Consider the following 21286-nt stretch of genomic DNA (forward strand, 5'->3'; position numbering starts at 1 on the left):
GGTGACCTCCGAGTCAGTGCGACTAGGCTAGGGGCACAGGTTCAGATCAAAAATTCGTATCTTGCGAAGTTTGGCTTAGGCACAGCCTTTCCAGCCACACACATGATTAGTCACTGCCTAATCAAAGCTGACGGAGATCGTTCTTTTCCGCTCGGCACCTCATGTCAAAGTAGAGCCAATCCTGAACATGGCGCGATGCGGTCCATGACAGCGCGCCCAATACGTTGAACAACACGAGAGGAAAAACCATGCCCGTTGAGAAGATAGACACGCTTGTGGTTGGCGGCGGTCAGGCGGGTATCGCCCTAAGCGAACACCTTGGAAACAGCGATGTCCCTCATTTAGTGCTCGAGAAAAACCGTATAGCTGAAGCTTGGAGGTCGGGGCGCTGGGATGCATTGGTCGCCAATGGGCCGGCCTGGCATGATCGGTTTCCTAGTCTAGAGTTCAAAGGTAATGACCCAGATGAATTTGTGACAAAAGATCGGGTTGCCGATTATCTTGAAGAATACGCAAAGATGATCGATGCCCCGATCAGAACTGGTGTCGAAGTCTCGAAGGCGGAACGGTTGCCAAATCAAGCCGGGTTCCGGGTAGAAACCTCAGACGGTGTGATCGAAGCTAAGCGAATAGTGGCCGCCACCGGCGCATTCCAACATCCGGTGATCCCGCCGATTGTCCCCAAACAGGGCGCGATCGAACAGATCCATTCGTTCTATTACAAAAAACCGTCGCAGCTCTCAGACGGGGCAGTAATGGTCGTAGGTGCGGGATCATCGGGTGCCCAGATTGCAGACGAGTTGAACCGCGCAGGTCGCAAGGTTTTTCTTTCTGTTGGTCCACATGACCGCCCTCCCCGCCGCTATCGTGGCCGCGATTTCGTTTGGTGGCTGGGTGTTCTCGGTTTGTGGGATATGTCGGCACAGAAGCCGGGCACAGAGCATGTGACAATCTCGGTCAGCGGCGCGTATGGCGGTCTGACAATGGATTTCCGTCGGTTGGCCCGCGAGGGCGTCACCCTTCTGGGCTTGACCGATAAGTTTGCAAACGGCGTGTTAAGCTTCCGCGATGATCTTCAAACCAATATCGCGGCTGGAGATGCCAACTACAAAGAAATGCTAGACGCAGCCGACGCCTATGTCGCACGCACAGGGCTTGAGCTTCCTGAAGAACCCGATGCGCATGAGGTATGGCCGGACCCAGATTGCTTGAGTAACCCGATTGGCTCTGTTGATTTGGCAAAAGAAGGGATCACAACCATCATCTGGGCCACAGGTTTCCGTCAGGATTTCAGCTGGATGAAACTTGATGCGTTTGACGACAAAGGTGCCCCGATCCATCAACGCGGCGTCTCGGTGGAGCAGGATGTCTATTTTCTTGGTCTACCTTGGCAGTCACGTCGAGGGTCGACCTTCTTGTGGGGGGTTTGGCATGACGCAAAACACATCGCCGACCAAATCGCGACCCAACGGGCTTATCTGGACTATGATGGTCAAGCGGCAGTCGTTGCATCGGCCGCGCAATGAATTTCGGGTGTAAGGACAATTGATGGCAAGAGATCAAATAGCTCTGGCAACGGAGAATGGGAAAAAGGATGTACCGTGAGGGCCCTCCCCACCCCCAACTACTTAAGGCGCGCCATGCCTAATCCCGACGCATGGCAACCTGATTAACGATGGTCACCGAGACAGCCGTAAACCAACCCCAACTGGAGCGCCCATGGCCCATATCCGCATTCGAAAATTTAACACATCCGACACCTACCCCGAGCAAAACTTAGACAATGATCTTTGTCAGGCCGTTGTCACCCAAGGTGGTAAGACGGTCTGGCTGCGCGGTCAGTGCCCACAAAACCTTGACGACGCGGTGAATATCGACAGCCACGATCCCGTGGAGCAGACCCACAAGGTGATGCAAAATATCAAACAACTAATTGAAGAAGCCGGCGGATCGATGGAGCATCTGGTGAAGGTGGTCGTCTACATTACGGATGTTCGCCACCGCGAGGATGTCTATCGCACGATGGGTGAATACATCAAAGGTGTGCATCCTGTCTCGACCGGGTTGGTCGTTCAGGCCTTAGCTCGGCCCGACTGGCTTGTGGAAATTGACGGCACCGCCGTGATCCCGGAGTGATCGCATGACATTCTCTCTTGTCGCACGTTGTGCAGAAACTGGCATGTTTGGCGTGGCAATCGCGTCATCCTCTCCTGCCGTCGCTGCACGGTGTGCCTATGCACGCGCTGGGGTCGGCGCTGTGGCTTCACAGAACGTGACCGACCCAACTCTCGGCCCCCTGACGCTCGATTTGATGCAAGGTGGTATGAGCGCTGGAGAGGCAATTTCCGGTGTGAAAGACCTTGGCAGGTATATCGAGTACCGGCAGGTCTTGGCGGTAGACAAAAACGGCACAACAGCCATCCATTCAGGCCCGAACAGCCTTGGCATCTGGACGCAGGCGCAAGGTATGGATGTCGCCTCGGGGGGCAACCTTCTTGCCAATGACCGCGTGCCGCAGGCCATCGTTGACGCGTTTCAGTCTGCTACAGGTCATCTGGGTGATCGCTTGATTGCAGCCATGCGGGCTGGGCTCGTTGCCGGTGGCGAAGCAGGGCCGGTGCATTCCGCCGGCATGATGTTGGTCGACAAGGTCACCTGGCCAGTAGCCGATTTGCGTTGCGACTGGACCGAAGATTGCCCGATCGACGCGATATCGGTCGCTTGGGACATCTATAAACCGCAGTTGGACGCCTATGTCCAACGTGCACTCGACCCGCGTGAGGCACCATCTTACGGCGTGCCGGGCGACGAATAATCAGGGAGAGACATGATGTTGGACTATAGCTTTGAGGATTGGAAATCCCGCGCTGCCGCGCTGAGCTTTCGTAGCAAGGCCTTCATTGACGGCAAGTTCGTCGATGCGGTGTCGGGCAAGACATTTGACAGCATCAACCCGGCCACGGGTGCGATCTTAACCTCGGTGGCCGAATGTGATGCAGCAGACGTCGATCTGGCGGTCGCAGCTGCGCGAAAGTCGTTCGAAGCCGGTACGTGGTCCCGCATGCCCCCTGCTGATCGAAAAGCGGTGCTGCTGAAACTAGCGGATTTGATCCGGGCAAATCTTGAAGAGATGGCTCTTCTGGATAGCCTGGACATGGGCAAACTTGTCACCGACGCGGTGACGATTGATGCACCGGGATCTGCACATTTTTTCCAGTGGTATGCCGAAGCAATTGACAAGATTTATGACGAGGTCGCCCCGACTGGCCCCGGCGATCTGGCATTGGTGTCGCGAGTTCCCTTGGGTGTGGTTGGTGCGGTCACGCCTTGGAATTTCCCGCTGGACATGGCCACTTGGAAGTCTGCTGCGGCACTCGCTGCTGGTAACTCTGTGGTGCTGAAACCTGCCGAACAATCTCCGCTTTCTGCGCTTCGGCTTGCTGAACTTGCCTCTGAAGCTGGGCTGCCCGACGGAGTACTGAATGTCGTGCCCGGCTTTGGTCATACGGCGGGGCAAGCGCTTGGTCTTCATATGGATGTCGACTGTTTGGCCTTCACCGGTTCGACCGCCATCGGCAAGAAATTCATGGAGTATTCCGGCCAATCGAACCTGAAACAGGTTTGGCCTGAAACCGGGGGCAAAAGCCCCAACCTGATCTTTGCAGACTGCGAAAACTTGGACGCGGCAGCGGACATGGCGGCCTTTGGCATTTTCTTCAATCAAGGCGAAGTGTGTTCGGCCAATTCGCGACTTTATGTGGAGCGTTCTATCAAGGACGCCTTGGTCGAGAAATTGATCACGCGCGCCAAGGCGATGCAGCCTGGCGACCCGCTGGACCCGACCGCAAAAATGGGTGCCATCGTGGATGAGAAACAGACCGAGGGTATCATGCGATTTGTCGAAGCGGGAAAATCCACCGCAAATCTGGTGACAGGCGGCGAACGCGCATATGTCGATGGAAAGGGTTGTTTCATACCGCCCACAATCTTTGACGACGTGCGCCATGATGACCCTCTGGCACGTGATGAGATCTTTGGCCCGGTCTTGTCGGTCATTCCATTCGACAGCGAAGAAGAGGCCGTCACCATGGCCAATGATAGCGTCTATGGGTTGGCCGCCTCGGTCTGGACCGACAACCTAAGCCGTGCGTTGCGTGTGTCGGACAAGTTGTTTGCAGGAACCGTATCGGTCAATACAGTTGACGCCCTGTCAGCGCAGACGCCCTTCGGTGGAATGAAGCAATCAGGTTTTGGTCGTGATTTATCGCTGCACAGCTTTGACAAGTACACTGCCCTTAAAACCACCTGGATCAAGTATAAAGCTTGAACCCAATGCGACTTAGGGCATAATCACGCGATGGCTTTGCGCTTCACTCTTCGTCAGTTGGAATACTTCGTTGCCGTCGGAGAGGCGGGCTCGATCTCGCAGGCCAGCGAACATGTAAACGTGTCGTCGCCTTCGATCTCGGCCGCCATTTCTCAGTTGGAAGACGAGTTTGGTCTTCCGCTCTTTGTGCGCAAGCATGCTCATGGCCTAAGCCTGACACAAGCGGGTCGGCAGTTCATGACACAAGCCAAAAAGGTGCTGGTCGAGGCTGAGGCGTTAAACCGGCTGGCGGGTGACATTTCCGGCAATGTTCAGGGTCCATTGAACATCGGGTGTCTCGTGACGTTCGCGCAGGTGCTTTTGCCAGCTATTCGTCGGCAGTTTGAATTGAAATACCCCGACGCACGGGTCAGCCAGATTGAAACGGACCAACCCAGCATCATCGAACAGCTCAGGCGTGCCCAGATCGATGTTGCTCTATCTTACGACCTCGAAATTCCGACCGATCTTGAATTTGTCCCGCTGCGCGCGTTGCCCCCTTATGCGATGGTACCCGAAGGTCATCCCCTTGCGCGACAGAACGAGGTCGATATCGAAGAGCTTCTGGACTATCCAATGGTGCTTTTGGATCTACCGCTCAGCAGCGACTATTTTCTAAGTTTCTTCGATCAAACTGGCCGCAAGCCCCGCATTGTCGAACGCACACGCGACATGGCCGTGATGCGGTCTATGGTCGCCAATGGGTTTGGCTATGCCATTGCCAACATTCGCCCCTATTCAGACCTGTCCCCGGATGGGCGACGGCTGGTTTTCATACCGCTGAAGGGAAACCAAAGGCCTATGCGGCTGGGCCTGATCATCCCAGAAGGCGCGCGCAATGTATTGACGGTCAACGCTTTCATTTCACACGCGGCCGAGGTCGTCCGTGGATGGGATTACCCCGGGCTGGCACTTTAATCCAAGACTTAACCCCAGCCTAATCCACGCTTTCGCATCCTCGACTTTTGCCTAACCAATTGATCTGTCACGTTGACCGGACAACGTGATCCCGACAGGAGAATTGACGTGCGCGACAAACGCTACGATGTCCTTTTCGAACCCATGCAAATCGGCCCAGTGACGGCCAAAAACCGGTTCTACCAAGTACCCCATTGCAATGGCGGCGGGTATCGCGATCCGTCTGCGGCGGCTGAAATGCGCCGTTCAAAGGCGGAAGGTGGCTGGGGCGTGATCTTCACTGAACAGACGGAAATGCACCACACGTCGGAAATTACGCCGTTCATTGAACTTCGCCTTTGGGAAGACAAAGATGTTCCGATGCTGCGCAAAATGTCCGAACGGATGAAAGAACATGGCGCGCTTGCCGGAATTCAGTTGGCCTATTCCGGTGTTAACGGACCGAACCTTTATTCCAAAGAAGTCCCCTTGGCAGTATCGGCCCAGCCGATCCGCACTTTCACAAACGATCCCGTCCAGGCCCGCGCACTGGACAAAAGTGACATCCGCGATCTGCGACGCTGGTTTGTAAACGCCGCGAAACGGTCAAAAGATGCTGGCTTTGACTTGATCTGCCTTTACGGGGCACATGGGTTCGGAATTTTCCAACATTTCTTGAGCCGCGCCACCAACCACCGTACCGACGAATATGGTGGCAGCCTTGAAAACCGTTCTCGCTTCGTGAACGAGGTGATTTCGGATATCAAAGACGCGGTTGGGGATACGATGGGTATCACGTTGCGCGTCTCGCTGGACGAAACCATTGGCGAACTTGGCTTTTCAAACGCCGAAGTGCGCGAGTTTGTCGAGATGAACCGCAACTTGCCCGACCTATGGGATTTGGCTCAAGGAACGTGGGAGGATTGCTCGGGCCCATCGCGGTTCAAAGAAGAGGCCGCGCAAGAACAGTTGGTCAGGGGCATTCACGAGCTTACAGACAAGCCGATTGTTGGCGTCGGGCGTTTCACCAGCCCTGACGTCATGGCCAAAATGGTGCGCACGGGTACGCTGGACTTCATTGGCTGTGCGCGCCCCTCGATCGCGGATCCCTTCCTTCCCAAGAAAATTGAAGAAGGACGTGTAGAGGATATCCGCGAATGTATCGGTTGCAACATCTGCATCACTGGCGACATGACCATGTCGATCAGCCGTTGTACACAAAACCCCACATTCATGGAGGAATGGCGCAAGGGTTGGCACCCAGAGCGGATGAACGCCAAGGGCGATAGTACAAACGTGCTTGTCGTCGGCGCAGGCCCTGCCGGACTGGAAGCAACGCGCGCATTGGCCGAACGAGGTTATGATGTGGCGCTGGCCGAGGCGGGCACAGCAATCGGTGGTCGCGTGTCCCGCGAGCGATTGTTGCCCGGTCTATCGGCGTGGGGCCGCGTGGTCGATTATCGCGAATACCAGATCAGCCAGAAGCCCAATGTTGAAACCTATTTCGATAGCGAACTGGACGCAGAAAGCATCCTTGAATTCGGCTTCGAAAACATCTGTATTGCCACCGGAGCAAAGTGGCGGCGCGACGGTGTTGCGCGTCAACACGTGACCCCCTTCCCGATCGACACGACGATGCCGATATACTCGCCTGACGACATGATGGACGGTGCAAACCCGATGGGTCATGTCGTGATCTATGACGATGACCACTACTACATGGGCGGTGTCATGGCCGAGCTTCTGGTCCAGAAAGGCTGCACAGTCACGCTGGTTACCCCTGCGGCCTATGTGAGCGAATGGACGTTGAACACGCTGGAACAACACGAGATTCACCGCCGTCTGGCCGAATTGGGCGTCACAATCGAGCTGAACTGCGGCGTCATATCGATTGGAAAGGATCATATCGAAACCAATTGCATGTTCACCAACAAACGCCGAGCAATTGAGTGTGACGGCGTATTGCTCGTGTCGTCAAAGGTGGAAAACAACAGCGTTTATAACGACTTAAAAACACGCGAAGCTGAGTGGGCGGATGCTGGCATCAAATCGATCAAACTGATCGGCGATGCCAATGCGCCCGGACCGATTGCCTGGGCGACCTATGCCGGGCACCGATATGCGCGCGAGTTGGACGGCGACGACATTGGCGATGCGCTGCCCTTCCGGCGCGAAATCACCGAGCTGGCCGTGGACTGATCGCGCCTGTCCCTCTCCACAAAATTCGGGCAGGATGCATCTGACTAAGAAGGAGGCGCAATGAGCCGTACACTCGAAATCCTTGAGCGGTTGATTGCGTTTCCAACAGTCAGCGCCGACAGCAACCTGGACCTGATCGAGTACGTTCAGAATTTATTGCAGACGGCTGGTTTCACAGTGACGCGTATTCCTTCACCATGTGGCACGAAAGCTGGTTTGTTTGCTCGAACTGGGCCAGGCGACGGGGGCGTTTGCCTGTCAGCCCACACTGATGTTGTCCCGGTCGAAGGGCAGAACTGGTCTTGTCCACCGTTTGCGTTGACACGAAGGGCGGATCGGCTGCTTGGACGCGGGACGACGGATATGAAAGGTTTTCTCGCGTCCGCCCTTGCGCTGGCAGAACGGGCGCAACATGCATCTCTGACCTCGCCATTGTCGCTATCCATTTCCTATGATGAAGAGATCGGCTGCATTGGGATCCGCGATATGATGCCCAAACTTGCGCCGCTACTTGGAAAGCCGCGTATGGTGATTGTTGGCGAACCGACTTCGATGCAGGTCGCGATAGGCCACAAGGGAAAGGTCGCGCTGCGTATCGATTGTCATGGTCAATCGGGCCACAGCGCGCTAGCGCCAAACTTTGTGAACGCGATTCACGTCGCTGCAGAGTTTGTAGACGAGATGCGCAGCTTACAAGCCTTGCTGGCAGATGGGTCAATCGATGCTGCCTATGATATTCCTTACTCTACAGTGCACGTAGGCCGGATCATCGGTGGAAAAGCACTGAACATCGTGCCGGACCTCACGCAGATCGAGATGGAATTCCGTCATCTAACCGACCTACCTGCGCATAGAATTCATGCTCAAATCCAACGGTCGGCCGAAAAGGTGAGTGAGGCGTTTGGTGGCCTTGCAGAGGTTCAGGTCACCGAAACCAATGCTTATTACGGGCTGAGTACTGCACCTGACAGCCCTGCCGTTGGCCAGGCTCTGTCCCTCGCCGCCTCTGACCAAGTGACCAAAGTAGCTTTTGGAACAGAGGCTGGTTTTTTCGCTGAACTGGGTCTGGATACTGTTGTTGTTGGCCCAGGTGATATGGCCGCAGATGGACATAAACCGGATGAAGGGCTCGCGTTTGCGGAACTTCAAGCCTGTAATGCCATGATGAACCGCGTGTTATCGGATCTCAGCTGAACAGAAAACGATATGCGGACGTCGCTTAGACCACCAAATTTTGCCGGCCTGATCGGCAGGTGTGAGACCGATTATTAACACGGAAAAGACGGCAAGGCATCCAATCAGAGGCAATGTGGCGTCGCGGACGATCGAGAAAGCACTTGCCCAAATGTGCATACCTAATTAATTTCATCGTGAAATAAATTAGTCTGGGAGGATTCACCTTGAAACTTGGGACCATCGCCATTGCTGCCCTGACGGCCTCTGCCCTGTCAGCGGAAGCCGATACAACACTCACCTATTTCTCTTGGGATCCGACCCAGCTTGAGGTCGAGAAAGCCGCAATCGCAGAATTTGAAGCCTCCCATCCCGGCGTTAAAGTCGAAGCTCAGGCTTTGCCGCCAAAAGACTATTGGCCACGCCTGTCTGCGCAGGCAGCATCCGGCGATCTGCCGGACGTGTTCATGATGTCATCTGGCTTTGTGAAGGAATGGGCCGCCGCCGGAAACCTTCTGGATATCTCTGACTTGGTGTCAGACGAGCAACTAAGCAACTTCTATGCCGGAGCTGCGTCGGTTGGAGAGATTGACGGAAAGCGGGTCGCCTTCCCGCAAAACTGGGTCGCCCCGGTTTTGTACTACAACGAAACGGCATTCGAAGAAGCAGGCATCGAACCCCCGTCCGCTGATTGGACTTGGGATGATTTCCTTGCTGCGGCAAAGGCACTGACAGTTGACAAGGATGGCAACGGTTCCATCGACCAGTACGGATATTGGGTCTATGGACGTTACGCACATCTTGAGCCTTGGGTGTTTCGCAATGGCGGTCGCTATGTCAACGATGATGAAACAGCCATCGAGCTGAATGATGAAGCCAAAAGTGCTTTACAGTTCGTAACCGGTTTAACGACCGAGCATAAAGTTGCGCCCCAACCACAGGAATTAGAAGGTGTTCGCCAACAGGACGTGTTCGGTCTTGGAATGGCCGCGATGTGGGTTGATGGGTCGTGGAACATCGCTAACAACCGCGAGATTGTGGGCGATGCATTCAAATGGAACATCGCCCAGGTGCCGATGGGCCCGGACGCGACACCGGAAACCGCCAAAGCCTATGCATGGGCGGACATGCTCAGCATTGGCGAGGGTTCCGAAAACGCGGAACTGGCGTGGGAATTCATACAACACATGTCTGGCGGAGGGCGCAGTGCGTCTGATTTCCTAGGTGGTAAAGTGCCCGCCTATAAGGAAATCGCAACCAGCGAAGCCTGGCTCGAAAAAGACCAGATGCCCGCAAATAAAGGCATCTTGCTCGAGATTGGCGCACAGCCAACCTATACCGGCTTCACCAAGAGCTGAAGCAGCTGGCGCGGTTACGATTCCACCGGCAAAAGTGGCATGAACGGCGAAATCGACGAGGTGTTGAACGGACGTAAGTCGCTGGATGAAGCGATCGGCGCCTTCACCGCTTATGGAAACGACGTCTTGTCTCGTTAATCGGCAAGATCAACGTGTCGCCCATGTTTCTTCCTGCGTGGGCGGCACAACTTTCTTTCTTGGACATATGCACCAATGCGCAACAACCGTCAGATCCGTTTAACGGCACTTTTGTTTCTTGCGCCGACCATCATCGGGTTGATTGCATTTCGCCTGATCCCAATTGGTTGGTCGTTCGCTCTCTCCTTCTATGACTGGAAGATATTTGACACCGCGACATTCGCGGGGCTGGATAACTATGCCCATATCCTAAGCTCGCCGACCGCCGCAAAGATCTTTGGCAACACGGCTTATTTCGCTCTGATATACGTGCCGGGGTCCATATCTCTGGCTTTGGTGTTGGCCGTTCTGCTGAACAACGGCCTCAAATCCTCGACGTTCTTCCGAGGGGCATTCTTCTTGCCCTACATCACTTCGACGGTTGCTGTGACATTGGCTTGGCGGTGGATATTTTCGACAAAATTTGGCCTGCTAAATAACTTTCTGATGTGGCTGGGCGTCGACAGCCCGCCCGCTTGGTTAGCTGATCCGCTCTGGGCGTTGCCGGCTGTGGCGCTTGTGTCTATCTGGAAGGACGTGGGGTTTTATATGATCTTGCTGCTGGCCGGGCTGCAAACCATCGATCCAACCCTTTATGAAGCGGCGCGCGTTGATGGTGCCAAACCCGTCCGTCAGTTCTTCAAGATCACCATTCCGCTTCTGTCGCGCAGCCTGTTTTTTGTGCTGATCCTTGCCATGGTCCGGTCCACTCAAACGTTCGAGATCACCTATGCCCTGACAGGTGGCGGTCCCAACCAAGCTTCGACAACTTTGGCCTTCTGGATTTACCAAAACGCCTTTGTTGAATACGAGCTCGGATATGCGGCGGCCCTGTCCTACATCTTATGTTTCATCTTGGGCCTATTGACGCTCTTGAACTTTTATTTCCGAAAAAGGTGGGTCCATGAGTAACGCCCGTTCTGCATCAAAAACGACGTTGATCGCGCTTTACGCTGTCCTCGCGGGATATGCGATACTGACGTTGATGCCATTTTTTTGGATGTTGATTACCAGTTTCAAAACGCCGACCGACGTTTTCAAACTGCCGCCAAGCTTCAAACCGTCGCTTCTGTTTACTGACGAGCCAATGAAAAACTACACCGAGGTCTGGGTGCAGCGCGATTTTGTCGTTTTCTTTCGCAATTCGGCCTTTGTGTCCTTCACGGCGGCGTTGGGTCAGGTATTCACATGCTCACTCGGAGGATACGCATTCGCGCGGCTCGAATTGCCGGGCAAAAACATCTTGTTTGCGGTTGTGTTGGTGACGGCTTTCGTTCCGGTCGAGGTAACAATCATCCCTGAGTTCCTGATTATGCGAGGCTTAGGTTGGATCGATACTTTCCTGCCTCTAATCGTACCCTCATTCCTTGTTGGTGCATTTGGAACGTTCATGCTGCGAGAATACTTCTCGTCCCTACCCGATGAATACGCCGACGCGGCATATGTTGACGGGGCAAGCCCCTTTCAGGTGTTCTGGCGGGTCTATTTGCCTTTAGCGCAACCCGCCCTCGTATCAATCTTCGTCATTGCCTTCATCAACAACTGGGACGAACTATTGCGCCCATTGCTGTTTCTTAACTCGCCCGAACTTAAGACGGTGCCACTGGGATTGATGTCATTATTCAGCCAGTATGAGGCAAGCTGGACATTGTTGATGGCCGGATCGGTGATCTCCACGCTGCCGCTCATCTTGATCTACATGCTAACTCAAAGATACGTCCTTCAGGGCTTCTCTGGAGGAGGTGTCAAAGGATGACAATTGCTCTCGACCTACGGCGGCTTCCATTTCATCTGACCAGAAACCAACGCATCTTGTTGAAAGAAGCGCTGAAAGCGCCAGAGACTCCTCGCAATGCCCTGGCTGATATTGTCGGGATTTCTGCGCCGTCAGCGATGCGTGCCGTTCGTCCGCTCGTCGAGGCTGGAATATTGCAAGAGCGTCGCGGTGACCCCGACGGCCGAGGCAAACCCCCTGGTTTGGTTCAAGTGATGCCAAACAAGTTGGTGTTGCTTGGGATATCGATCTCGTCCAGTCGGGTCAGGGTGCTTTTGTCGGACATTGCGGGCGCCGATTTGACAATGCTTGAAGATGTACAGGAATGGACAGACGCAGCAAAACAGTTGGCGACAGTAGATGCGCTTGTCGCTCAAGCGCTTGATGCCAACAAGGACGCCATTCTTGTTGGTGCCGGAATTGTTGTGCAGGGCTTCTTCATTTCGCGCGGCAAACGGTTTGCGGCGCGCTGGGACATGGAGGGATGGGCGGCCATAGACCTTCATGCCCACATGGAAACCCGCTTGGGCGTTCCAGCTACGATCCGAAATGATGGTAAAGCTCTGGCAGTTCATGTCGCTCAGGAACAGCCCTATCGACATTTCTTCTGTATCGGAATCGGAACCGGCATTGGCGGCGGTTTGGTGAGCGAGGGGCGATTGATCGAAGGTCGATTTGGCAATGCTGGCGAGATTGGTCAGATATTCACGGACACGGCCGCCCGACCTATCGAAGCGCGTTTTCTAGAGGCCAGCGGATGCAGCGACTGGAGCGAATGGGATGGGTTTGAAGCCTTGTCTAATTCACAATCGCAAGTGCTCAAAGCGTGGCTGGATACGGCTGCGCACAGCATTGGGCAGGCCGCCGGAATAGCATTGGCCTTGCTTGATTTCGAGGCCGTTTACCTGTGTGCTCGTATTCCCGAAGACATTCTCGAGGCCCTCGCGCGGCGCATATACATCGCCCCTCTGGGCCAGAACATTGCTGGCGAGGACGGCCCAACCAACCCGCCACCTAAGGTCATCGCCTATCCCCTCGCTCATTTGGCCAAACTGGCAAGTCAAATGGCAAAACGAGAGTTTTTGAACGGTGTCGCCCCCCCTCAACACCAAGATCATCCGGCGCCAGTATCGCAAACTGGAGAGTTTTGGAGCGCATGAAAGATTTCCGCATCGCAGTCTCTGGTTTTGGAAAACGCAGCCATAAAGTTCTGAGTTATCTGCGTGAAGCCATGCCAGAAATGCGCATCGTCGCACTAGCAGATCCCGATCCGTCTAGATTGGCCGACTTTTGCGACCCGTCGGAGGTGGCGATATACGACGATACAGACAAGATGCTTGCAAATTCATCGGCTGATCTTTTGTTCGTGGGTTCGCCCAATCACCTTCATATAAGTCAAATTAGGTCAGGTTTAGAAGCTGGACTGCAAGTCTTCTCAGAAAAACCTGTCGTGACAACATTGGATGATACTTGGAAACTGGCCAAGCTATTGGCCGAACACGGAGCGCACCGGGTCATGGTAGGCTTAGTCCTGCGCTATTCCGAGCAGATGGGCGACCTCCGACACGCCATAGCGACCGGACATCTGGGCCGTATTGTATCGCTGGAGGCCAATGAACATATCGAACCACAGCATGGCGGGTTCTTCATGCGTGACTGGCGACGGAAATCCGAATGGTCGGGCGGATATATGCTGGAGAAATGCTGCCATGACCTCGACATATACTCTTGGCTTCTCAAATCACGCCCACTCCGCGTTGCCAGTTTCGGTGGGCGCGGCACGTTTCTTTCTGAGAACCGGCCAATAGAAGCGGACCACCGCTCACTGTACCACCAAACCCAAAGCCACTGGCAATCGGCCGACGACCCATTCGAAACAGATGCAGATATCATAGACCATCAAACTGCGATCCTTACGTATGAAAACGGTGTCTCGATGTCTTTTCACACGAACCTGAATGCACCAGATGAATCGCGTCACTTTTGCCTGATCGGCACCGAAGGTATGGCGGAAGGGGACTTCCAGCGTGGGTATCTACATGTGACAGACGCGCGGTCGAAGCAACGACTGGTGGATCGGGATTATACGGGTGATCCAAACGCTCTGGTCGACCATTATGGCGCTGATCGCAAGATGGCGGACGAGTTGGCACGTTTTTTCCGTGGGCAACTTTCAGTGCTGCCTGTCTCTATCGTAGATGCGCTTGAAGCAGGGGTTGCCGCGATGGCGATTGAAGAGGCGCGCCGTCGTGGAACAGTGGTCGATCTACAGCCATATTGGGATCAGCTAGATAAGTTCGACCTTCGTGCAGTCTCTTCTGGACGTATGTCGGTCTCATGAAGATTGAGCACTTTACGCACCCTAAGGATCGAAACGGATCGATACCGGGTGATGATGCCATGGTGATTGAGCCCAGTTTACTCTTCGGCATTTTCGACGGAGCGTCGGATGCTACCGGGCTTTTGATTGACGGCAGATCTCCGGGATTGTTTGCGGCTGAAACGGTGGCTTCAGCGGCTTTGTCCTTGGCAAGGGCGGGGCAACTGCAACTGTTGCCGACGGATGATATCATCACACAACTAAATCGGGCGCTATCAGATGCGCTGATGACGAACGCCTGCAACACCACTCGTCGTCCCTGCACGACGGCGGCGCTGGCTTTGCCAACTGGTGACGGGTTTCGGTTGATCGTTCTTGGTGATAGCGGAATTCGCATCAACGGAGACGAAGTATTAGAGACGCCCGTGACGCCTGACATACCGTCGACCGCCGCGCGGATTTCATTGTTCAATCAATTACTTGCCCGCGGAAGAAGCCATCAAGACAGCAATCAGATATGTGAAAATGTCCTGTGGAAGGGTATGGCGCTTGCGCAATCTAATGGCATCATTTCAAGTGTTCTGGCATCACAAATGACAGCAGACGCTGTCGATGCAATGTACAAGTATGCTGTTGAGATTGCGGGATATCCGGCGTCAAACCTGACCCTCGATCAGGTGCGACTTGAGGTCGAGATGTTTTTACAGGACGGGATTGTTTGCCAACCGAGATACGCAAATGCGTCATCTGCGTCGATACTGCGGTATCCAATTTTAAACGGCATAACTGTTCCATCGGGCGCTGCAATTGACCGGACAGTGAAACTATCTGAACTGACATCATTAGAGCTATTTTCGGATGGGTATGGCCCTGCCCCGGACGACATTGGGATCTCTGCGTGGGAAGCGAACTATCACAAGATGATTGAGCGCGACCCTTACTGTCTGGACGGGTTAGCGTCCACCAAGGGAAGCTCTGAAACGAGTTTTTTTGATGATAGAAGTTTGATTTGCCTGAGCGAATTCCCGAATTCCGCGACCGCCTAGGCGCGGTAAAACAACCAAACATACAAGCCTGTTCCGTCGTGGACGCCCTTTGCCGGCTCATCTCCGGTCATACTGGTATCTGATGGTCGCCACGAAAACCGTGGCAACGTCACCTTCACCCATCGTCCGGCCAATCTTGGCAGTAATAGCCCCAATTACGTTCCGTCCATTAGGTCACACGTTTTGAGCCCAAACTTCCAGTAAACAGAGATCGCGCGGTTGTTTTCTAAGCACGGATCCTTTGCAACCACGGGCGCGTCCGCATGAGAGAGCCTGCTTTCTTGCAGAAACCTAACGCAACAACGAATAAGACAATTCAATCAGATATTGAGTTTTGTTTCGATTTCATGTTCTTTCTCGACAATTGATTGAATAGCAGCGCAAAATGTTGCTGAGAGAAGGGATTGTGAAATGGTATCGTTGCTGGTTCTGAACGGGCCGAACCTGAATATGTTGGGTCAGCGTCAGCCGGAGGTTTACGGTCGCACCACCCTTTCAGAGATTGACGCGCTTTGTGTTGAACACGCGGTGTTGCACGGTGCGAAATGTAATTGCTACCAAAGCAACCATGAGGGCGCGTTGATTGACCGTATTCACGCCGCGCGCGGTACTTATGACGGTATCATTTTAAACGCGGGCGCCTATACGCACACGTCGATTGCCATCATGGACGCGGTCGCTTCGGCGGCGGTTCCAACGATCGAGCTTCATCTGTCCAACATTCATGCGCGCGAAACCTTCCGTCACACCAGCTATCTGGCAAAAGTCGCCGTTGGTCAGATTTGCGGTTTCGGCCCTCATGGATATGTTCTGGCAATCGATGCCATGCTGGCCCATCTCGCAGAAAATGAGACGTCCTGAATGGATCGCTTACTGGATTACGTCGACCAGATTTGCCAATGTCGGTCGGTCTCGACTTTGTGGGACATTCACTGTCAGGCCATGTCTGAGTTTGGCTTCGATCGGCTGGTCTATGGCTTCACCCATTTTATGACCGAAAATTCACTTGGGCCCCGCGAAGATTCACTCATCCTCTATTCGCACGCGTCCGAGTACATTCGTAGGCTCTATTTAGACGAAGAGATCTATCGTCATTCACCGATGATCCGATGGGCCTTTGGAAATGTTGGATCGTGCAGTTGGAGTTGGATCAAAGACAACATGGACAGTATTGATGAGCAGGGTCAGAAGGTGCTGCAAATCAATCGAGAGATGGACATTGTCGCGGGGTACACTATCTCGTTTGCGGAAACCTCTAAACGGTCGAAAGGGTTGATTGCCCTGACGGCCGAGCGCGGGTTGTCTCAACCCGACGTAGACGGAATTTGGGCCGAGCATGGTAAGCGGATCGAAGCGATGAACCATGTTGCGCATTTGAAGATATTGTCCCTGCCCCAGCAGACAGATCGCGCAAAACTGTCAACACGCCAACGCGAGGTGTTGGAGTGGATCGGAGACGGAAAAACAAATCAGGATATCGCGACCATCCTTGGAGTTTCCACCGCTACGGTTGAAAAACACCTGCGAATCGCACGTGCAAAACTAGGGGCAGATACGACGGCTCAGGCGATTCTGAAGATTTCTTACCTTAACCAGATTTATTCACCGGATAGTTGATTTAGTCGCGATTTAGCTCCGTATTGGAAAGATTTGAGTGCTATTGTCGACCGTCCGAGAACAGATCATCACCATTTTTTTACATTACGGTACGGAAACCATGACTTCCATTTGCCACAATTTTGGTACAGTATAGAGGTGTTCCGTGAGTGGTGGCTTTATAGCCGTTGGAACTTGAAGGGGTGGACGTACTGCGATTTCAGACAGCGTCTCATTCTTCCGGGAAACCGGGTTGCTGGTGTCAATGGAGTATTCTTCCCAGAGACACCAGCGCTTACTTTCCTGGACATATTCAGAGATACGCACTGTCCCGTGTGTTTCTTGGCGGCGTCAACCTCCCCGTTGGCGCCGCTTTGTGTTCTGGCGCCGCCTTCACAACATTCTTCCAGTGAGCGTGTGCGCGCATGGTCGTCACAAAGCCAGAACATAAAAAGGGCCGCCGAAGCGACCCTTTCAAAATCATGATGAAACAGATTAGCCTTGAACGGCTGCTGCAACTTCCGCTGCGAAATCTGCTTCTTCTTTCTCAATGCCTTCACCGACTTCCATGCGAACATAACCGGTGATCTCAGCGCCTGCGTCTTTCGCAGCGGCTTCGACCGTCAGATCAGGATTGATCACGAAGTCCTGACCCAGCAGGGTCACTTCGGCCAGGAATTTCTTCATGCGGCCTTTGATCATGTTCTCGATGATGTTCTCAGGCTTGCCGCTTTCACGGGCTTGCTCGGTCAGGATCGTACGCTCTTTTTCAACGATAGCAGCATCCAGTTCCGCCTCGTTCAGCGCTTGCGGATTGGCCGCAGCAATGTGCATGGCAACCTGACGGCCGAACTCTTCCGAGCCACCCGTCATTGCAACCAGAACACCGATCTTGCCCATGCCGTCAGCCGCAGCGTTGTGAACGTAAGTCACAACGGTTTCACCTGCGACCGACGCCATGCGGCGCAGGGACATGTTCTCACCGATTGTGGCGATCTTGTTGGTGAGCGTGTCGGCAACTGACTTACCGCCCAGATCAGCCGCGCTCAGTGCATCCAAATCGCCCGCGCTCAGCGCTGCGTTTGCGATGCCCGCAACCATTTCCTGGAATTCCGCGTTTTTCGCAACGAAGTCGGTTTCCGAGTTCACTTCAACGGCGACACCTTTGCCGCCAGCTACAGCAACAGCGACAAGACCTTCAGCAGCCGTGCGGCCAGCTTTCTTGGCGGCCTTTGCCAGACCTTTGGTGCGCAGCCAGTCGACAGCGGCTTCCATGTCACCTTCAGTTTCGACCAGTGCCTTTTTCGCGTCCATCATGCCAACGCCTGTGGATTCGCGCAGTTCTTTGACGAGTGCAGCAGTGATTGCCATATCTCAGCTCCTTAGGTTTCGGGATCACGGGCGCAGATGTGCGCTGATCCCGTATCAATTCTGTGACGAAAGACGAGGCAGGTCGCCCTGCCCCGCATTAGCGCGGCGATTACTCGGCCGGTGCAGCTTCTTCAGCGACTTCAGCAACAGCTTCTTCAACCGGTGCGTCGTCCATCGCGCCCAGATCAACGCCAGCAGCGCCAAGTTGAGCCGACATGCCGTCCAGAGCCGAGCGGGCAGCCAAGTCGCAGTAAAGTGCGATCGCACGTGCCGCGTCGTCATTGCCTGGGATGATGTAGTCAACGCCTTCTGGCGGGCAGTTCGTGTCGACAACAGCCACAACCGGGATGCCCAGCTTGTTGGCTTCAGCAATGGCCAGAGCTTCTTTTTTAACGTCGATGACGAACAGAAGATCAGGAACACCGCCCATTTCGCGAATACCGCCCAGCGACGCTTGCAGTTTTGCCTGCTCACGTTCCATGCCCAGACGCTCTTTCTTGGTCAGGCCTTCTGCGCCGTTTGCGAGTTTCTCGTCGAACTCTTTCAGACGGTTGATCGATTTAGACACGGTCTGCCAGTTGGTCAGCGTGCCACCCAGCCAACGGTGGTTCATGTAGTACTGGGCCGACTTCTCAGCCGCTTCAGCGATTGCACCAGCAGCTTGACGCTTGGTGCCAACGAACAACACACGTCCGCCTTTGGCGACGGTTTCACGCACAGCGTTCAGGCCCGCGTCCAGCATCGGCAGGGTTTGCGTCAGGTCGAAAATGTGAATTCCGTTGCGCTCACCATAGATGAACGGACCCATACGAGGGTTCCAACGTTGGGTCTGGTGACCAAAGTGTACGCCAGCTTCTAGCAATTGACGCAGCGAAAAATCAGGCAGTGCCATGTTCTTTTCCTTTCCGGTTTCTACCTTGGCGGAGCCATACGAGCGGTTCATGTCCTTGAAAACAAACTGAATTCACAGCGTATTTCCTTGGTCAATTCCCGGCTCAACCGGCGGACTTTCAAGGATGTCTCCCTTGTCAGCCCAACCCCGCCTGTGGATTGATTTGGCGCATATAGCCCCCTCACCACACAGTGACAACCCCAAAAACTGCTGAAATAGCCGTATTTTCCGGGGCCAACGTGATTGTCTGACCAACAATACGGATCAACGTACTTCCTATCTTGTGTCACCCGCCAATCCTCGGCAAATAGGACAGATGAATACGACACATGACATTCTATGCATCGGCTCAGTGCTATGGGACGTGATCGGGCGCACCGAACATTCCATGCGGATCGGATCTGACGAACCAGGGCGGATCAAGCGGCTGCCGGGTGGCGTGGCCATGAACATCGCGATGACCGTACAACGGTTCGGGCTGCGTCCTGCACTGCTCACCGCGATCGGGCGTGACGCCGAGGGCGAAGAACTGATGGCGGAATGCAGCGCACGCGGTATGGTCACAGATTTCGTTCACCGCGCCTCGGGCCTGCCCACCGACGTCTATATGGCCATCGAGGGTCCGCAGGGTCTGGTCGCGGCTTTGGCTGATGCTCATTCGCTTGAGGCAGTGGGCGAAGCGATCCTATCACCATTGGAAGACGGCACGTTGGGGTCCACCGCCTCGCCCTATTCCGGTGTTGTCGCACTGGACGGCAACCTGACATTGGCCTTGCTCAATGATCTGGCAGAGCGAACCAGTTTCTCTGCCGCTGACTTGCGGGTTGCCCCAGCCAGCCCGGGCAAAGCCCGGCGTCTTCTGCCGTTGATGTCGCATCCCGGCGCCACATTATACGTCAATCGGGAAGAGGCCGGTTACCTCGCGCAAGCCTCGTTCGACAACGCGTTGGAGGCTGCAGAAGGATTGCTCGACGCTGGCGCGAACCGGGTTCTTGTCACCGATGGCGGAAGCTTTGCCGCAGACGGCAGCAAGACGCATGGCGTGATCCAAACGCCCTGCCCCGCGGTTCGCGTTCGTCGGATCACCGGCGCCGGAGACACATTCATGGCCGCTCATATCGCGGCCGAGATATCGGGAAAACGGCCCATGGACGCCCTTGCCCACGCCCAAGAAACAGCCGCGCGCTATGTCTCAGGAGAAGACACATGACCCTGCCCTTGCATTTTTCGCCAGAAGTCGCTGCTGCGCGCGATAAGGGGCAGCCGATCGTTGCGTTGGAAAGCACGATTATCACCCACGGCATGCCTTGGCCCCAAAACGTCGAAACCGCCCGTGAAGTCGAGGATGTCATTCGGGAAAACGGCGCCGTTCCTGCGACCATTGCTGTGTTGGATGGCCGACTTCATATCGGCCTTACCAACGATGAACTGGAGGCTCTTGGACAGGCCCAGAACGTTGCCAAGCTATCGCGCGCAGATATGGCGGTTTGCATCGCGACCGGGGGAACCGGTGCGACGACCGTAGCAGCCACAATGATCGCAGCGCATCTGGCTGGTATTCGTGTCTTCGCAACCGGCGGCATTGGCGGTGTACATCGCGGAGCTGAACAAAGCTTCGATATTTCGGCTGATCTTCGCGAATTGGCGAAAACTCCAATCACTGTGGTCGCTGCTGGCGCAAAAGCTATTTTGGACCTCCCCAAAACCCTAGAAGTGCTCGAAACATTGGGTGTACCTGTGATCGCCTATGGACAGAAGAACTTCCCCGCGTTCTGGTCGCGCGATTCCGGCCTTCCCGCGCCACTATCCTTAGGCGACCCGGAAGCGATTGCGAAGGCGTCCGATGTTCGCGCAACGTTGGGCCTAGAAGGTGGTCAATTGGTTGCCAACCCGATCCCGGTGGAAGCAGAGATTTCCGCAGATGTGATCAACCCGGTGATTGAGGAAGCTCTTGCTGCGGCTGCAGCAGAAAGCGTCGCAGCAAAATCCGTGACGCCATACCTGCTGGACAGAATTTTTCACGCAACAGATGGTGCGTCTTTGACGGCCAACATCGCGTTGGTCAAAAACAATGCGCGCCTCGCGGCGCGCATTGCGGGGGAGATGTCCGCATAAGG

Annotated in this window: 19 protein-coding genes; 17 read left to right on the top strand and 2 right to left on the bottom strand. The window is 54.7% G+C overall.

The annotated features are described in order from the left end of the window. Nucleotides 1-248: 248 nt before the first annotated feature. The 15 genes from V6N04_RS15325 to V6N04_RS15395 all read left to right on the top strand — a co-directional run bounded on the left by V6N04_RS15325 (nucleotide 249) and on the right by V6N04_RS15395 (nucleotide 16927). A complete protein-coding gene (locus tag V6N04_RS15325; protein WP_371171068.1) occupies nucleotides 249-1526 on the top strand; it encodes a flavin-containing monooxygenase in 1278 nt (425 codons plus the stop codon). Between the two features lie 193 nt (nucleotides 1527-1719). Continuing rightward, nucleotides 1720-2136, top strand: coding sequence for a RidA family protein (locus V6N04_RS15330; protein WP_371171069.1), 417 nt, complete (start codon nucleotides 1720-1722; stop codon nucleotides 2134-2136). Nucleotides 2137-2140: 4 nt separating this feature from the next. Next, nucleotides 2141-2815 (top strand): DUF1028 domain-containing protein, encoded by a 675-nt coding sequence (locus V6N04_RS15335; RefSeq protein ID WP_371171070.1) that lies wholly within the window; start codon nucleotides 2141-2143, stop codon nucleotides 2813-2815. Nucleotides 2816-2830: 15 nt separating this feature from the next. Beyond that, nucleotides 2831-4327, top strand: coding sequence for an aldehyde dehydrogenase (locus tag V6N04_RS15340; protein WP_371171071.1), 1497 nt, complete (start codon nucleotides 2831-2833; stop codon nucleotides 4325-4327). A 30-nt stretch (nucleotides 4328-4357) separates the two neighbouring features. After that, nucleotides 4358-5284, top strand: coding sequence for a LysR family transcriptional regulator (locus V6N04_RS15345; RefSeq protein WP_371171072.1), 927 nt, complete (start codon nucleotides 4358-4360; stop codon nucleotides 5282-5284). Nucleotides 5285-5392: 108 nt separating this feature from the next. Beyond that, a complete protein-coding gene (locus V6N04_RS15350) occupies nucleotides 5393-7462 on the top strand; it encodes an oxidoreductase (RefSeq protein WP_371171073.1) in 2070 nt (689 codons plus the stop codon). A 60-nt stretch (nucleotides 7463-7522) separates the two neighbouring features. Next, a complete protein-coding gene (gene argE / locus V6N04_RS15355; protein WP_371171074.1) occupies nucleotides 7523-8656 on the top strand; it encodes an acetylornithine deacetylase in 1134 nt (377 codons plus the stop codon). Between the two features lie 206 nt (nucleotides 8657-8862). Then, nucleotides 8863-9993: an ABC transporter substrate-binding protein gene (locus tag V6N04_RS15360; protein ID WP_371171075.1), complete on the top strand. Its 1131-nt coding sequence runs from the start codon at nucleotides 8863-8865 to the stop codon at nucleotides 9991-9993. A gap of 213 nt (nucleotides 9994-10206) precedes the next feature. Continuing rightward, nucleotides 10207-11082 (top strand): carbohydrate ABC transporter permease, encoded by an 876-nt coding sequence (locus V6N04_RS15365; protein WP_371171076.1) that lies wholly within the window; start codon nucleotides 10207-10209, stop codon nucleotides 11080-11082. Beyond that, nucleotides 11075-11926: a carbohydrate ABC transporter permease gene (locus V6N04_RS15370; protein WP_371171077.1), complete on the top strand. Its 852-nt coding sequence runs from the start codon at nucleotides 11075-11077 to the stop codon at nucleotides 11924-11926. The genes V6N04_RS15365 and V6N04_RS15370 overlap by 8 nt, the downstream gene beginning before the upstream one ends. Further along, nucleotides 11923-13104: an ROK family transcriptional regulator gene (locus tag V6N04_RS15375; protein ID WP_371171078.1), complete on the top strand. Its 1182-nt coding sequence runs from the start codon at nucleotides 11923-11925 to the stop codon at nucleotides 13102-13104. The genes V6N04_RS15370 and V6N04_RS15375 overlap by 4 nt, the downstream gene beginning before the upstream one ends. Then, nucleotides 13101-14285, top strand: coding sequence for a Gfo/Idh/MocA family protein (locus tag V6N04_RS15380; protein ID WP_371171079.1), 1185 nt, complete (start codon nucleotides 13101-13103; stop codon nucleotides 14283-14285). The genes V6N04_RS15375 and V6N04_RS15380 overlap by 4 nt, the downstream gene beginning before the upstream one ends. Next, complete coding sequence (locus tag V6N04_RS15385; protein WP_371171080.1) at nucleotides 14282-15310, top strand: hypothetical protein; 1029 nt, start codon at nucleotides 14282-14284, stop codon at nucleotides 15308-15310. Before V6N04_RS15380 ends, V6N04_RS15385 begins: the two co-directional genes overlap by 4 nt. A gap of 411 nt (nucleotides 15311-15721) precedes the next feature. Then, nucleotides 15722-16171, top strand: a complete 450-nt coding sequence (aroQ, locus tag V6N04_RS15390) for a type II 3-dehydroquinate dehydratase (protein WP_371171081.1) — start codon at nucleotides 15722-15724, stop codon at nucleotides 16169-16171. Continuing rightward, on the top strand, nucleotides 16172-16927 hold the full coding sequence (locus tag V6N04_RS15395; RefSeq protein ID WP_371171082.1) for a helix-turn-helix transcriptional regulator: 756 nt from the start codon (nucleotides 16172-16174) through the stop codon (nucleotides 16925-16927). A 474-nt stretch (nucleotides 16928-17401) separates the two neighbouring features. Here V6N04_RS15395 and tsf read toward each other — a convergent pair whose 3' ends face one another. Beyond that, a complete protein-coding gene (gene tsf / locus V6N04_RS15400; protein ID WP_371171083.1) occupies nucleotides 17402-18277 on the bottom strand; it encodes a translation elongation factor Ts in 876 nt (291 codons plus the stop codon). A 109-nt stretch (nucleotides 18278-18386) separates the two neighbouring features. Continuing rightward, nucleotides 18387-19169 (bottom strand): 30S ribosomal protein S2, encoded by a 783-nt coding sequence (gene rpsB / locus V6N04_RS15405; protein ID WP_371171084.1) that lies wholly within the window; start codon nucleotides 19167-19169, stop codon nucleotides 18387-18389. A gap of 316 nt (nucleotides 19170-19485) precedes the next feature. Here rpsB and V6N04_RS15410 point away from each other — a divergent pair, with 316 nt between their 5' ends. Next, nucleotides 19486-20379, top strand: a complete 894-nt coding sequence (locus V6N04_RS15410; protein ID WP_371171085.1) for a PfkB family carbohydrate kinase — start codon at nucleotides 19486-19488, stop codon at nucleotides 20377-20379. Further along, a complete protein-coding gene (locus tag V6N04_RS15415) occupies nucleotides 20376-21284 on the top strand; it encodes a pseudouridine-5'-phosphate glycosidase (protein WP_371171086.1) in 909 nt (302 codons plus the stop codon). Before V6N04_RS15410 ends, V6N04_RS15415 begins: the two co-directional genes overlap by 4 nt. The last annotated feature ends 2 nt before the right edge of the window (nucleotides 21285-21286 follow it).

Source organism: Aliiroseovarius conchicola (genome assembly GCF_041403445.1).
In the GTDB taxonomy this organism is placed as follows: Bacteria; Pseudomonadota; Alphaproteobacteria; order Rhodobacterales; family Rhodobacteraceae; genus Aliiroseovarius; species Aliiroseovarius conchicola.